At 61.4% G+C, this 15,286-nt stretch carries 12 protein-coding genes; 5 read left to right on the top strand and 7 right to left on the bottom strand.

Annotation, left to right across the window (positions count from 1 at the left end; translation table 11 throughout):
• The 4 genes from VII69_07745 to VII69_07730 all read right to left on the bottom strand — a co-directional run.
• A partial coding sequence (locus VII69_07745) for a hypothetical protein (GenBank protein ID HEY5094989.1) occupies positions 1–735 on the bottom strand: 735 nt, incomplete at its 3' end.
• Between the two features lie 80 nt (positions 736–815).
• The gene (locus tag VII69_07740; protein HEY5094988.1) at positions 816–953 is read right to left on the bottom strand and encodes a hypothetical protein; all 138 of its coding nucleotides are present in this window, start codon (positions 951–953) and stop codon (positions 816–818) included.
• 145 nt (positions 954–1,098) lie between these two features.
• Complete coding sequence (locus VII69_07735; protein ID HEY5094987.1) at positions 1,099–1,269, bottom strand: hypothetical protein; 171 nt, start codon at positions 1,267–1,269, stop codon at positions 1,099–1,101.
• A gap of 78 nt (positions 1,270–1,347) precedes the next feature.
• Positions 1,348–3,525, bottom strand: a complete 2,178-nt coding sequence (locus VII69_07730) for a prolyl oligopeptidase family serine peptidase (GenBank protein HEY5094986.1) — start codon at positions 3,523–3,525, stop codon at positions 1,348–1,350.
• Between the two features lie 128 nt (positions 3,526–3,653).
• On the opposite strand from VII69_07730, the gene VII69_07725 reads away from it, so the two are divergent.
• Positions 3,654–5,204, top strand: coding sequence for an amino acid permease (locus tag VII69_07725; GenBank protein HEY5094985.1), 1,551 nt, complete (start codon positions 3,654–3,656; stop codon positions 5,202–5,204).
• On the top strand, positions 5,158–6,177 hold the full coding sequence (locus VII69_07720) for a LysR family transcriptional regulator (GenBank protein ID HEY5094984.1): 1,020 nt from the start codon (positions 5,158–5,160) through the stop codon (positions 6,175–6,177). Before VII69_07725 ends, VII69_07720 begins: the two co-directional genes overlap by 47 nt.
• Before the next feature lie 5 nt (positions 6,178–6,182).
• Here the strand turns inward: VII69_07720 and VII69_07715 are convergent, their stop codons facing one another.
• A complete protein-coding gene (locus VII69_07715) occupies positions 6,183–7,343 on the bottom strand; it encodes an isocitrate lyase/PEP mutase family protein (GenBank protein ID HEY5094983.1) in 1,161 nt (386 codons plus the stop codon).
• Between the two features lie 316 nt (positions 7,344–7,659).
• On the opposite strand from VII69_07715, the gene aceB reads away from it, so the two are divergent.
• Complete coding sequence (gene aceB / locus VII69_07710; protein ID HEY5094982.1) at positions 7,660–9,234, top strand: malate synthase A; 1,575 nt, start codon at positions 7,660–7,662, stop codon at positions 9,232–9,234.
• Between the two features lie 3 nt (positions 9,235–9,237).
• On the opposite strand, the gene VII69_07705 is transcribed toward aceB, so the two are convergent.
• Both VII69_07705 and VII69_07700 read right to left on the bottom strand, forming a co-directional pair.
• The gene (locus VII69_07705) at positions 9,238–9,951 is read right to left on the bottom strand and encodes a hypothetical protein (protein ID HEY5094981.1); all 714 of its coding nucleotides are present in this window, start codon (positions 9,949–9,951) and stop codon (positions 9,238–9,240) included.
• A 221-nt stretch (positions 9,952–10,172) separates the two neighbouring features.
• Positions 10,173–12,878 (bottom strand): bifunctional acetate--CoA ligase family protein/GNAT family N-acetyltransferase, encoded by a 2,706-nt coding sequence (locus tag VII69_07700; protein HEY5094980.1) that lies wholly within the window; start codon positions 12,876–12,878, stop codon positions 10,173–10,175.
• A 155-nt stretch (positions 12,879–13,033) separates the two neighbouring features.
• On the opposite strand from VII69_07700, the gene VII69_07695 reads away from it, so the two are divergent.
• Positions 13,034–14,905 (top strand): heavy metal translocating P-type ATPase, encoded by a 1,872-nt coding sequence (locus VII69_07695; GenBank protein ID HEY5094979.1) that lies wholly within the window; start codon positions 13,034–13,036, stop codon positions 14,903–14,905.
• 111 nt (positions 14,906–15,016) lie between these two features.
• A partial coding sequence (locus tag VII69_07690) for a cupredoxin domain-containing protein (protein ID HEY5094978.1) occupies positions 15,017–15,286 on the top strand: 270 nt, incomplete at its 3' end.

Here is a 15,286-nt window from a genome sequence, read left to right as displayed (position 1 = left end):
CGCGCCGCCGTCAACCGTTTTAAACAAGCCGCTTCCCGGACCGCCGCTGGTCAAATGCCACGGCGTGCGCTGTGCTTGCCACATCGAGGCATACAGCACGTTGGGATCGTGCGCATCCATGACCACATTGTTGGCGCCGGTGTTGTCGTCCACGTAAAGGATCTTCGTCCACGTCTTACCGCCGTCAGTCGTCTTGAAAACGCCGCGCTCTGGATTCGGTTGGAATACGTGGCCCATCGAGGTCGCGTAGACGACGTTCGGATCACGCGGATCGATGACGATCGAGCTGGTCATGTGCGTCTCGCGCAAGCCCGCATATTGCCATGTCTTCCCAGCGTCGGTCGTCTTGTAGACGCCGTCGCCGGTATCGAAGTCGCCGCGGATGTCGCTCTCGCCGGTGCCCGCGTAGATGATCTTCTGGTTGGACGGCGCCACTGCGATAGCACCGATGCTGTCGGCGATACCGGGAATCTTGCCGTCGGAGATGTTGTCCCAACTCTGCCCGTAGTTGGTGCTGCGCCAGATCCCGCCTTGCACGCTCCCCATGTAAAACAGGTCGGGGTCGCTCGGCACACCGGCAACGGCGACGACGCGCCCGCCGATGTACGGGCCGATGCTGCGCCATTGCAGCTTGCTCATGAGCGCTTGAGCAGGCGGGTCAGATTCGGCGGCGCGGGCTCCGAGCGGTGCAACGAGAAAAATAGCAGCGAACACAAAGACTTTGATATTCTTCATGCCCGAAAGTAAGCGTTGCGCGTGTAAAATCCTGCATCGGACCTTGCGGCGGACCATGCGAACGGACGGTCTTAGCGCCGCTAGGGTGTCCGTCCGTCAAGAATCGCCGGAATGATGCGAACGTCGCCGCCAAGATGGAAGACGAGGTTGTGAATGTCCGTCGACGCAATCGCGCGCAGCGTCGGAAGTTCGGCCGCTGCTTGCTCCTCATCGAACACATTGAGTGGCCAGTCACCAACGGTTCCGCTCCGCAAATGCGGATGGAGGAATCCGCGGCCGAAGTACGCGCGAATGACGATAGGGTTGATTCCCGCAAACCGCTGCAGCGGCCATGAGAGTGCCTAAATTGCGTCAATGCCGTCTTCAGGCGAGTGCCGAACCCCTGTGGCCGTGCTCGCCAGTGCCGAGCAGCAGACATGTGTTTATTTCTTCGAGCGTTTGGCGCGCGTGTGGATCGACGAAGGCGACAGCCTTGGTGAACAGCCGCTCCTTATCCGACCGGGCGGCGACGCCGTGATGCGTGCTGTCGCGCAAATCGACGAAATGGCGCAGCAGCGCAGTGGTGTACAGCGGGCAAGAAGTCAGCGTGATGCCTCCCGAGTTGGATGCGGGTCACGGACCGTTCATGAGTTTTTGCGTGAAGTACGTCCATTCGAGCGCCGTGGTATGTGCCCGTTCGTCGAGGTTAGCCCCGGAGCCATGGCCGCCTTCGGATACTTCATAGAATAGATAGCTCACGTCCATAGCGGCAAGCTTCGCCGCGAATTTGCGCGCATGCTCGGGCCCGACGCGATCGTCCTTCGTCGTGGTCCAGACGAGCGGCTCGGGATATGCCACTCCCGGCTTGACGTTTTGGTACGGCGAAATCGACGCGAGAAACGCGCGCTCTTCCGGAACGGAAACGCTGCCATACTCGCCCACCCATGAAGCGCCGGCTTCGATCTTTTCGAAGCGCAACATATCGAGAAGCGGGACCTGCATATCGACGGCGTTCCACATGTCGGGGTGCTGCGTGAACTCGACGCCCATCAGCAATCCGCCGTTCGATCCGCCTTGGATGCCAAGGTGCCGCGGCGTCGTGACTTTGCGGGAGACGAGATCGGCCGCCACGGCGTAGAAGTCGTCGTAGATGAGCTGGCGATGCGTCTTGAGGCCTGCGTCGTGCCACGCGGGTCCAAATTCCCCGCCGCCGCGGATGTTCGCGAGCACGAAGACGCCACCGCGCTCCAACCACAATTTGCCGATGTTGGCGCTGTAGAACGGTGTTTCGGAAACTTGAAAACCGCCGTACGCGTAGAGCACCGTGGGATTCGATCCATTGTAGACCATCGACTTCGGGTGCACGATGAAATATGGGATTTTCGTTCCGTCCTTGGACGTCGCTTCTTGTTGTTCGACGACATCGTTCGACGCGTCGAATTGCGCCGGCTGTGCCTTGACCGGTGAGACGATTCCCGTCGCCGCGTCCACCGAGTACAACGTCGTGGGCGAAAGGAAATTGGTCGCGTCGACGTAGGCCGTGTCGTTGCGGAGATTTGAATCATCTAAGCCGATCGACGAATTGTCGGGCAGGTCGAGCACCTGCTTCGTCCACGAACCGGACGCAGCCGGCGTGAAGACGAGGGCGCGACCCTTAACGTCGAGGTAGCTCACGACGAGCAACCGGTCCTTCGTCGGCACGATGGCGTCGAGCGATTCGCGTTCGCCCGGCGTATAGACGAGCGTAGGGTGGAGATGCGCCGGATCGGCTTCCATCGCGGCGAGATCGATCGCGACGAGCGAGCCTTCCGGAAAAACGGTCCCGCCCACGGTCCAGCTCTCGTTGAGCGTCAGGAGCAGCCGGCCGGCGACGAGCCCGGAGATATTTATTTTCGCCGGAAGATCGAGTTTTCGGACGCCGTCGGTGGTGGCTAAATAGTGCTCGGCCGTGAAGAACGTGACGTTACGTTCGATCATGGTCACTTGGTGGCCCGAGCCGTCGTGCAGCACGAAAGGGCCCACGCCGACATCGGTCTTCGTTCCGCGATAGACCTCGGTCGCACTTTCGAGAGGTTGCCCGCGCGAAAGCCGCTTGACGATAAACGGATAACCCGACGCCGTGAGGTCACCGGCCTTCCACTCGCGTGCGACAAGCAGCGTATCGGGATTTTCCCACGTGACGTTCTGCTTTCCGCGCGTCAAGACAAAGCCGTTCGAGACAAAGCGCCGAGTCGTGACGTCGAATTCGCGGATCGTTTGCGCGTCTTCGCCGCCGTCAGACAGAGAAATAAGACAGCGATGCTCGTCCGGCAATTCGCAGTCACTGCCTTCCCATACCCAGTTCGCGTGTTCCGATTTCGCGAGCGCATCCAGATCCAGCACGGTCGTCCAAGCCGGCTTCGCCGTGGCGTAGCTTTGCGCCGACGTGCGGCGCCAAATGCCGCGCACGTGCGTGTGATCTCGCCAGAAATTGTAGATCTCGCCGCATATGGAGTTTGGGAACGGGATACGATCATTCGATTCCGCGATCTTCTGCGCTTCGGCATAAAACGATGGATAATGCGGATCGCGTTCGAGCACCGACGTGGTCTTGGCGTTCTCCGCCTTCACCCACGCCGTGGCTCGCTCGCCATGGACTTGTTCGAGCCAGAGAAACGGATCGGTGTCGTCGGTCGCATTGGGAAGCGCTTTCGCGACAGTTGTCTGAGGAGCATCCGAAGGTTGCGCACTCGCGCGAGGCACATCGATCTGCGAGATGGAGAAGACGCAGACCAGCAAAGCGACGGCAACCGATCGGTGGATGCTATTCACGAGATACTCCTAACTTGCGCGGTTAACTCTGAAGCTGGAGATTGAAGATTTTTCAGAGGATTACCCGCCGGGGTCACCTCGCGAAAGTGGAAGCAGGTCGCGCCCGCTCGGCGCATAACGGCCTGGGCGTGAGCAAGGCGATATCCGATAACGCCAAACCTGACGGAGATCGACTGGCAGCGCTCGGCTACAGGCAAGAACTCTCGAGGGTGCTCTCGCTCTTCGACAACTTCTCCGTTGCCTTCAGTTACTTGAGTCCCATGGTCGGCATCTATTCGCTGTACGCATTGGGTCTCGGTACCGGCGGTCCGCGCTACATCTGGACGATGCTGGTCGTCGTCGGATTCATGACGCTCGTCGCGTTGGTTTTCGGGGAACTTTCAAGCGAGTACCCGCTCTCGGGAGCGCTCTATCAATACGGCAAGTACAGCGTCGGGCCGCGCTACGGCTGGTTCATCGGTTGGATCTACGGTTTCGCACTGTTGGCCACGGTCGCGTCGGTGGACTCGGGCGCTGTGGGCTACGTTGCGGAGCTCTCGAACGTCTGGTTCAAGACGCACCTCGACCCGACACAACACGTCACGATATTCGTCATCGCCGGTGGGATGATCGTTCTCTCCGCGATCTTGAATTCGATCGGCGCCAAGATCATGGGTCGCGTGGCGCGCTTCGGCGTGTACGTGGAGACGATCGGCACGTTCGGCGTTTTCATCGCGTTGGCGATCTTCGGCTTTCATCAGGGTTGGGGCTTCATCTTATCGACGCAGAACGTCGAGTATCTCAAGACCAATTCGCTTGGTGTGGATTTCGGCGGCAACTGGTGGACGGGTGCGGCGCTCGTCGCCGTGCTTGCAAACGTCTACATCTTCTACGGTTTCGAATCGGCGGGCGACATCTCCGAAGAGACCGTCGACGCCCAGCGCCAGGTCCCGAAGGCCATGATCAATGCGCTGCTCTACGGCGGCATCGCATCGTTCGTCTTAGTGCTCGGCTTGCTTCTCGCGACGCCGGCATCGGGGATCGGCGGTGTCGTGACGGGCGGCGTCAATGCCATCCTCGGAGTGCTGCCGGGTTGGCTTCAGGACTTCTTCCTCGTCATGGTCGTGGTGGCATTTTTCAGCTGCGGCACCGCTGTCCAAGGTGCCGGCGCGCGCGTTGCATACGCTCTCGCTCGCGACGAAGCGCTGCCGTTCAGCGGCAAGATCAGAAAGATCTCGACGCGCCATCAAACACCAGTCAATGCGATTGTGGTCGGGACGATCATTCCGATTCTCTTTCTGTTGCTGGTGTTGGTGAACCCAAGCAAGCCCGTTCACATCCTGTGGTTCGACTACCCGGCGAATGTCAACGCCCTCTACGCGCTGGTGTCGTTCGCCACGTCGGGAATCTACTTAGCCTTTTTCCTGACAGTCGCCGGCGCATTGTTTGCCAGGCGCCGCGGTTGGAAGCCGAGCGGCGCCTTCACGCTCGGCAAGTGGGGAGTGCCCGTCACGATCGGCGGTGCCTTGTACTTGCTGCTGATGCTATTGAACATCGCATGGCCAAGCTCGCTCGCCAGCGGCCGTGCGATCTTCAACTATGGTTGGGTGACTCTGCTGGTCATGGCGCTCATCGTGGTGATCGGTGCGCTATATGAAGCGATCGCGCGCCCTGACCGCGGCGTTGCGCGACACCGATAGCGGTCGATTTCAGTCGACCGGCGAAGCATCGCTCGGCACGCGAGAATTCCGGTCGAAGCAACTCGGCCGCTACCCGTCTGGAGGGCGCTTGATGCTCGTCGAGCACATCGAGGGATTCGTCGAGACCGCGGTGCGCGGCAATCTTAGTCACGCTGCTGCTGCGATGTTCGTCAACCAGCCGACGCTCACGGCGCGCCTGCAGACGCTCGAACGCGAACTCGGCGAGACGCTGTTCATCCGGACGCGACGCGGCATGCGTCTGACCGAGGCCGGCCGCGCGTTCCTACCGTTCGCGCAACGCGCATTGCGAGCGCTGCGCGAAGGCCGCCAAGCCGTCGAAGACGAGCGATCTGCGACGGTCGGTCATCTCGTCATCGGCGCGTCGCCCGCGGTGAGCACGTACGCGTTGCCGGATGTCATGCAGCGCTTTGCCGCCGCGCATCCGGGAGTCCAGATCTCCGTGCGCACCGGTCATTCCGAAGACGTGCTCGCCATGGTCGTCCGCGAAGAGATCCAACTCGGCCTGATGCGCGCCATCGCTCACCCCGACGTGGAACTCACGCCGTTCTTCGAAGAAGAGCTCGTGCTCGTCGTCGCGCCGGGTCATCCGCTTGCCGGCCGGCGCGCGGTCCGTCCTGAAGAGCTTGCCGCCGAAATGCTTATCCTGTTCGGCCGCACGTCGAGCTACTACGAATTGACCCAATCCATCTTCCTGAAGCTCGGCGTGCGAGCACGCGGCATCATGGAGCTGGACAACATCGATGCTGCCAAGCGGATGATCGAACGCCGGCTTGGCATCGCGTTTCTACCGCGATCGGCCGTAAAGCGAGACCTGACGGCGCGCGTGCTGCGGTTGGCAAAGCTTGCGGACGCTCCGGCGGTGAGTCAGAAAATCGTGGTCGCGCGCCGGCGCGACGCTGGACCGCCGACCGGCGTCGCCGCGGCATTCATGGCGCTCCTCAAGGAGTCGTAGGCCGGTCAGACCACTTTGTCGTCGGGCAGATGCTCGACGAATTCTGTGCCGAGACGCGCGGCATCATAGAGTTTGCCAACAAGATGGTGGTATGGCACGCCCGAAAAGAAATGGTGGCTGCGCGTTGGGAAATCGGCGCCGGTCGCCCACTCGCGGCGCTGCAGGGCGTGATAGCCGAGCTCGCTTTGGTCGCGCAATTCCTGGAGCAAGCAGCTTAAGCCATAGCTTTGCGCATGCTGTCCGCCGAGCGTGATGAACAAGAACTTCACTCCCATGTCGCCGAGCTGGTCGAACGTGAGCGGGTCGGCTTCGTTGAACCATTTGAACGATGACGAGTAGTTGAAGGCGAACCGCGCTGCGGGGAAACGCTTGTGGATTTCGGCTGTGAATGTCTCGAGCGGACCGCGGTCCGGCGTGGAGAACTCGCACCAGAGAAGATCGGGGATGCCGGAATCCAAATAGCGCAGTCCGCGCTCGACGGCGAGATCGATGCCGCGCGCGGATTCAGGAGCATCCACTGCGGACATCCCGTCGGTGCGCGCGATGATCACGAAATCCTCGTCGCCCAAGTCGTCAGCGACGCTGCGCGCCATGCGAAGTTTGCCGAGCATCTCGTTGACAGAGATGAGCGCCTTGCCGCCGATGTGGCCGCATCGCTTTGGCAAGACCTGATCCTCTATGTGCGCCGCGGCCACACCGGCATTCACGTACAGCTCCGCCGTGCGTTGGACGTTGAAGATGTTGCCGTACCCGCCATCCATATCCGCGATGAGCGGCGGTATGTCGATGTGCTTGGGCGGAATGCCTTTTTCCGGATCTCCGACTGCCATGGTCAGTTGGAATTTGCGCAAAGCGCTGACGGTCCGGCGCGCCGCATCGGCGATCTCGACGCTCGAGTAGAGGTCCATGTCGGTGGTCCCGAGATGACCCATCGCAAACGAATAGCCGCTGAAATAAATCGCTTTGAAGCCGTAGTACATCACGACTTGCGCGCCGAGCGGATCGTAGACACCCGGGCCGAATAGATATCGCTCCGTTTCAAGAAGTTGCCGCATGCGCGTGCTGCCGCGTATGAGTCGCGATGCGGGCACGGTAAACCCGGGCGGCAAAAGCGGTGACGCGATCAAGGGCGCGTGCAGGGCGCCGTTGCCGTTAGTCGTTTTCATGGTCGACGCGGCAATCTTCCGGGCACGTGCATTCGGCCGCGAGCGGCGCTTGTGGTTTGGCCTGTGCGGTGGAGTTGAGGAGTTCGGGGTTCGACATGGCGTGCGATGACCTCCGTCGGCGGTTTCTGGCCTATGCCGTTGACGGTACCATAAATGGCCGGTATCAGTAAAATCGCCATTTTTTATACGTATCATCAGCAATTACGATACCACAATGATTAAGCTTCATTTGCCCGGTATCCATCAACAATGTTGATACCGGCGATTGGCAACGGTGATTTTACTCCGGGGCCGAGAGTGTGTTAAGAATAATCGCATGACGCCTAGCCAAGGGGCCCTGCTTCCCGCGGGCGTGACCGTCCTCGGGCGGATCGACGCATATGCCGAACGCGTGCTGACGCCCGAAGCGCTGGCGTTCGTCGCGTCGCTGCAGCGCGCGTTCGACGGCCGCAGGTTGGCGCTGCTGCGCGAGCGGGACCGTCGCCAAGCATCTCTCGACGCCGGTGGTCTTCTCGGCTTCCTGCCTGAGACCGCACACCTGCGTTCCGCCGATTGGCGCGTGGCCACCGCGCCGCCGGATTTGACCGCACGGCGCGTCGAGATCACCGGCCCGGTCGAACGCAAGATGCTCATCAATGCGCTCAATTCGGGCGCGGACGTCTTCATGGCCGACTTCGAGGACGCAACCGCGCCGACGTTCTCAAACGTCATCGAAGGGCAAGCAAATCTCTGCGATGCCATCGCGGGCGAAATCGAGCACACCGGCCCGGACGGCTCTCGCTATCGTCTGCGCGATCGCGTCGCCAGGCTGATCGTGCGGCCGCGCGGCTGGCACCTTGCGGAAAAGCACGTGCTCGTCGACGACGCCAGGGCGTCGGCCTCGCTCTTCGATTTCGGGCTCTATGCGTACCACAACGCGGCGCGCCTGATCGCCAAAGGCAGCGGGCCGTATTTCTATCTTCCGAAGCTTGAGAGCCATCTCGAGGCGCGTCTGTGGAATGAGGTCTTTGCGCACGCGGAAACGGCACTGACGCTGCCGCCGCGCGTTATCCGCGCGACGGTTCTGATAGAGACCGTGTGCGCGGCATTCGAGATGGAAGAGATACTGTACGAACTGCGCGACCGCATCTGCGGGTTGAATGCCGGCCGATGGGACTATATTTTCAGCACGATTAAGAAGTTCCGGAGCCGGCCGGATTTCGTGCTGCCGGACCGCGCGCAGATCGCCATGACGGCGCCGTTCATGCGCGCATACACCGATTTGCTGGTCAACACGTGCCATCGGCGCGGAGCACATGCGATCGGCGGCATGGCCGCGTTCATCCCGAGCCGCAAGGATGCCGCGGTCAACGATACCGCGTTTGCCAAGGTGCGAGAAGACAAACTCCGCGAGGCCGGCGATGGCTTCGACGGCACGTGGGTGGCGCATCCCGACCTCGTGCCGGTCGCAAGTGCGGTGTTCGAAGAGCGGCTTGGCGATCGGCCGAATCAGCTCGATATCGCACGCGCGGACGTCGTGCCCAATCCCCGACGGCTGCTCGATGTGCGCATCGCCGGTGGTTCCGTGACCGAAGCAGGGTTGCGCGCGAACATCCGCGTGGGAGTCCAGTACCTGACATCGTGGCTGAACGGCACGGGCGCTGCCGCCATCGCGAACTTGATGGAAGACGTCGCGACGGCGGAGATCTCGCGCGCGCAAGTGTGGCAGTGGGTGCGGCACGGCGTACGCTTGAGCGACGGTCGCGTCGTCGACCGCGCGCTCGTCCGAGGGATCGCGGACGACGAACTAGGAGCGGAACCCACGCAAGCTCGCGCGCTATTCGAAGACGTGGCACTCGGCGATCGCTTCGTCGAGTTCCTTACGTTGCCCGGTTACGAGTTGCTCGACTGACGATCAGAACGTGAACTTGTATTCCGGCACGGGCGTTACTTTTTGACCTACTGAGAGCGTGATCTGTTCGTGTTCCGTCAGCACGAGCGTGCGCGGATCTATGGTGTCGCTCCACGGCCTCTCGCCCTGCGGTGTGATGATCTTCACCCACACGGTGCCGGCGTATCCCGCCACGTTGGTCATCGAGAGCGGCATCCCCCAAATATCGAAGAAATTGCCCAGCGTCAGATTGAGATTCTTGGACGCTTCATCGTGGATGATGCCGCTTCGATCATGGGTGTGCAAGTTATAGAAACACGTGCCCGTGCGAATCTCATCGTTGTCATTGTCAAACGTGTAAGGTTGGACTATTCCAACGCCCCACGGAACCATGATCTGGGAGCCCAACGCGTCGAAGATGCTCAGATGTGCGTGGATGTGATAGACTTCGCTCATGTTCGCATGGCATTCGAGCTTGAAGTCGATTTTTTGACCTTGACCGCCTGACAGCGTGTCGCCGTCGGGAAATGTGTTCACACCGATCGATGAGCCGGCTTTCAATATAATATCCGGCGGTTCGGCCGAAATCGCGTTGACCCGCATCACCGAGTTCGCCGAAGCTGGACCGCTCGCGGCCGGCGTGCCGGCGATGGAGTATCGCCCTTCGCAGCCGGCGAGCAACACCGCAACCAGGGCGCCGGCAGCCGTGACGAATGACGTGAAATATATAGGTCTCATAAAAACTCCTCAATCCAGTCTGTTAGCATTCGAGTACTCATATGACACGCTCTCGATGCGCGGGCCTCAGCAGGCCCAACGCAACGGCAACCAATGCGATCACCAGCGCACGACGCCGATAGAAATCGCGACTGCGAGGAGTCGGACGAGAAACTTCACACCTGAAGTATCGCATTGGGATTTGGGGTCCGTGTGAAGTGATTGTGAATGTCTGCGCAGATCTACGGGCGGATCGACGCCTTGACCATCGGGTCGCGAAGCTCCGATTCGACGGAAAATCCGAGTCGACGACAAACCTTGAGCATGAGCGAGTTCTGAGCGAGCACGAAGCCGAAGACGCACTCTATCCCCTCAGCCCGGGCGATTTTCAAGAGCCGCCTGAGAACCTCTGTCCCTAAACCGCTTGACTGATACGAATCTGCCACGAGCAGCGCGAATTCGGCGTCATGGCCGATGTGGCCCCGGACGAGCCGGCCTATTCCCGCGACGTCGTCGCCGTACATGGCGATCAACGCCATTTGGCGGCTGTAGTCGGCAAAACACGTGCGTACCAAGCGGTCATGTGACATCCGAGATTCGCGGCCGATCAGATGTGCGTAGCGCTGATAGACACTGTCGTCGGACAGCACGGTATGAAAGCGCCGGACGGCAGGTTCGTCTTCCGGGCGGATCGGTCGAATGACGAAATTCTGGCCTCGAGTGTTCGTCCATGCGCCGACATACTGGCTGGGATACGGCCTGATCGCGGACTTCGGCAGATGCTCAGGGCCAATCGACGCGTCGTAGAGCACGACTCGCGCGTCGACGGCGGCGAAGCCATCGGCCGAAGCGTGCAGCGGATTGACGTCGATTTCACGCACCCGAGGCTGCTCGATGACGAGCGCGGCGAATCGCACGAGCAGCTCATCGAGACGGTCGAGATCGACCGGCCGCCTGCCTCTCACGCCTAACAAGGCGCGAAATATCTTCGTGCGCTCCATGAGCCGGCGCGCCAGGGTCGAATTGAGCGGCGGAAGTCCTAGCGCTTTGTCTTCGAAGATCTCAACGAGCTGACCGCCGAGTCCGAAGAGCACGACGGGGCCGAACTGCGCATCGATCGTGCTGCCCAGGATCAACTCGTATCCCTCGCCGCGCACCATAGGCTGAACCGTCACGCCGAGAAAGTCACCCGGCGCGCTTCGCGCTGCGACTCCGCTCTCAATCGCGCGGAACGCTTGCTCCACGCCCGCGGCGTCTGCGATATCGAGGTGAACGCCGCCCACGTCCGTCTTGTGCGTGATCGTATGCGAGAGCAGTTTGACGGCGACCGGATAGCCGATCGACGCGGCGGCTCGCACCGCACTATTCGAGTCGGCTGCAGCCACCGTGGGGAGCGTGGGGATGCCATACGCGGCCAGAAACATCATGGATTCCGCCGCGTCGAGAAGAGTGCGGCCCTCGGCGTTCGCTCGAACTATGATCAGACGTGCGTCGTCGAGGTGAGGCTGCGGCAGCCCCACCGGAAGCTCGGGCGTCTCGTACAGCTCGTGCAAGCTGTCGCCATAGCGCCAGAGAAAGTTGAAAACGCGCGTTGCCGCATCTACGTACGGGAACGTGGGGATGCCGGCCGCGTCGAGAAGCGCCGTCCCTTCGGCGACGCCGCTTCCACCCATCCAGCTCGCGAGAATTGGTTTGCCGCACTGTGCGAACGGCACGAGTTGCTCTGCCATCTCACTCGGTCCGGAAATTGCTTGCGGCGCAAACGCCACGAGCAGTCCGTCAACGCCCGGGTCGACGGCAACCGCATCGAGCGCTGCACGGAGGCGAAGTGGGCCGGCATCGCCCAGCACATCGATCGGATTGCCGTGGCTCCAATGAGGCGGGAGCGCTGCGTCGAGATTTGCGATCGTCTCCGATGAAAGCGCCGCGAGTTGGCCGCCGCCCCGCACCAGCTCATCCACTGCGATGACGCCCGCGCCTCCTGCGTTGGTGATGACCGCCAATCGGCGGCCCTTGGGTCGTGGCTGTTTGCTCAACACGTCGGCCATCGAGAATAGATCCTCGATGGTGTCGACGCGAAGCACGCCGCATCGACGAAATGCCGCATCGATCACGTCGTCGCTCCCGGCGAGCGCGCCGGTGTGCGACACCGCCGCTTTGGCAGCGCTCGGCGTCCGTCCGGCTTTCATGACGATGACCGGCTTGACGAGCGCGACCTCGCGAGCGGCGGAGATAAAGGCAGCGGCATCGCCGATGCCCTCCATGTAGAGCACGATGCTTTTGGTCTGTGCGTCGTCGCCGAGAAAATAGATGATGTCGGACCACCCGACGTCGATCATCGATCCGGTGGACACGAAGTGGCTGAAGCCGACGTTAGCGTCTGCGCTCCAATCGAGAATCGCGCCGCAGATCGCGCCGCTCTGACTTGCGAATCCTACGCTTCCTTTTGCCGCGGCGCGCGACGAAAACGACGCGTACAGCCCGGTCGCGGGTGAAATGACGCCGATGCAGTTCGGGCCGATGATGCGCATGTCAGTGCGCCGGGCTTCGATGAGAATGCGTTGCTCTAGTGCGGCGCCGGCCGGCCCCGTCTCGCGAAAGCCGCCCGATATGATGATCGCGCCCCGGACGCCGGCGGACGCGCACTGCGCGACAACGTCGGGCACGGTCGCGGCCGGCGTTACGATGACCGCGAGATCGACCGCGCCCGGTATCGCACCGATTTCGCGAAAGGCCGGCACGTCGAATACGCGATCGTGCGTCAGCGATACAGGGATGACGCGGCCGCCGAACTCGTGATCCAAAAGATTGCGCATGACGGCCGCGCCCACGCTTGCGCGGCGCTCCGTCGCTCCGATTACGGCGACGGTTTTGGGCGCAAGCATCGACTCGATCCCTTGCGGAAGCATGCGCATGATGTCGTGCGCCGGCTGAACGTGCGTGTCCATCTTCTTACCCCACATTCCAATGTATCGACACGGCGCCCTACAACATTCACAGGCGGCGCGTTTATCACCGCCGAAATCTATCAGGTAGCGATGACGAACAAACGCACGACGAAGGTCGTCGAATCCCTGGACAACATCCGCATCGCGCTCGAGGGATGATCGTCGAGCCGATTCGCCGTTTGGCGCTTCGTCAATCCTTAGAGACGTACGTTGCGATTGCGGCACTTGCCGCGATACTCGCAAACCTTTTCATGCGGTTCGCATTGTCGATTCCCGCACCGGTCAGCGATCTGCCGTTGTACGCCGCCTTGATCTTCGGCGGGTTGCCGTTGCTCGCGGTCTTGGCTCGGAAGATGCTCGCCCGCGACTTCGGGTCGGACCTCCTGGCCGGGGTATCCATCGCGACGGCGGTGCTGCTTCACGAATATCTTGTGGGCTGCATAGTCGTGTTGATGCTTTCGGGCGGCCAGGCGCTGGAACAATACGCGACCAAGCGAGCTTCCTCGATCCTTGAAGCGCTCGCCCGGCGCATGCCGAACGTCGCACATCGCTCGGTGGCCTCCGCCATCGTCGATGTCCAGTTGAACGACGTCAAAATCGACGACTCACTCATCGTGATGCCGCATGAATTATGTCCGGTGGACGGGATCGTCATCGAAGGCCACGGCTGGATGGATGAATCGTATCTGACGGGCGAACCCTATAGAACTTCGAAGGCCCCCGGTTCGCAGGTGCTGTCCGGTACGATAAACGGCGATACGGTGCTGGCGATCAAAGCGCTGAAACTGGCTGCCGATTCGCGCTACTCACGAATCATGCGGGTCATGCAAGAGGCCGAAGAACGGCGACCGCGACTGCGCCGGCTGGGCGATCAACTTGGCGCTTGGTACACGCCGATCGCGCTCGCCATCGCGGCGTTCGGCTGGCTGATCTCCGGGAGTCCGGTTCGTTTTCTCTCCGTCGTCGTCATTGCGACACCCTGTCCGTTGCTGCTGGGGATTCCCATCGCCATCATCGGCGCGATTTCCCTTGCTGCTCGCAAAGGGATCATCATCAAGAATCCGACGATCCTGGAGCGCATCGGTTCTTGTCGCACCATGATCTTCGACAAGACAGGCACCCTGACGTATGGCCGTCCCACCTTGACAGAAGTGCTGTGCGCTCCCGAATTCACGCGCACAGAGCTTCTTACATTGGCGGCCACGCTCGAACAATATTCAAAACACCCGTTGGCGCAAGCGATATTGGATGCAGCCAAAGCAGACGGGGTGCACTTTAGTCTCGCGGAGCAGGTGAGCGAGAACGCAGGTGCGGGCCTTCGCGCGCTGGTCGACAAACGAATCGTGGAAATCACCGGCCGCCAAGCGCTCTCGAAGGCAGGGAGGCCACTTCCATCAGCTCTTCCTGCGGCGGCACAAGGTCTCGAATCGCTGGTATTCGTCGACGGCGCTTACGCCGCAACGCTTCGCTTCCGTGACGAGCCGCGTGCTGACAGCCACTCGTTCATCGAACACCTAACGCCGCGGCACGGGGTCGACCGAATCATGATACTCTCGGGCGATCGTGATTCTGAAGTCCGCTACTTGGCGGACCGCGTGGGCATCACGGACGTCCAGTCCGGCAAGGGGCCAGAAGACAAAGTTGCGATCGTCAGGGAGCTGACCGAACGCGCCCCCACGATGTTCATCGGAGACGGCATAAACGATGCTCCTGCCATGCAGAGCGCAACGGTCGGTCTCGCCTTCGGACAGAACAGCGACATCACTTCGGAAGCCGCGGACGCCGTCATCATGGAACCTTCGCTACGCAAAGTCGACGAATTGATACACATCGCGCTGCGCATGCGTGCCATCGCGCTGCAGAGCGCGGTAGGCGGAATGGCGCTGAGCTTCGTGGGTATGGCGGCGGCGGTCGCCGGTTACTTGCCCCCGGTCGTCGGAGCGGTCGCACAGGAGCTGATCGACGTCGCCGCCGTGCTGAATGCCGTGCGCGTCGCTTTTCCGCGCGGGGAGTTGGCGGATTTCTGACCCATCGATCGGCCGCGCAGCCACCAAAGCAACATCGGGCCGCCGTCTTCACAAAATCCTCACAACTAGCGCACGCCAGTCCGATAATCTATCATATGGAGGGTATTCACAATGAATGCATTGATCACTCGCATCGGATTCGGCCTCGCGGCTGCGGCGGTGCTATCGGTCGGGATGCTTGGTACGACCGCCCCGGCCTCGGCCCATCCGTCGATCGATATCGCGGTAGCTAACTGGAAATTCACCCCCGCCAAGATCACGATTCCGGTCGGCGAGCCCACCACGCTGCGTCTCACCACCACATCGGGCGTCCACGGCATCAAATCCGACGACCTGGGCATTCCGATGACCACGATTCCCAACGGCAAGGTCATCGAAGTG

This window comes from Candidatus Eremiobacteraceae bacterium, from assembly GCA_036511855.1.
Taxonomy (GTDB): Bacteria; Vulcanimicrobiota; Vulcanimicrobiia; order Eremiobacterales; family Eremiobacteraceae; genus JABCYQ01.
This window is presented reverse-complemented; position numbering and strand designations above follow the sequence as displayed.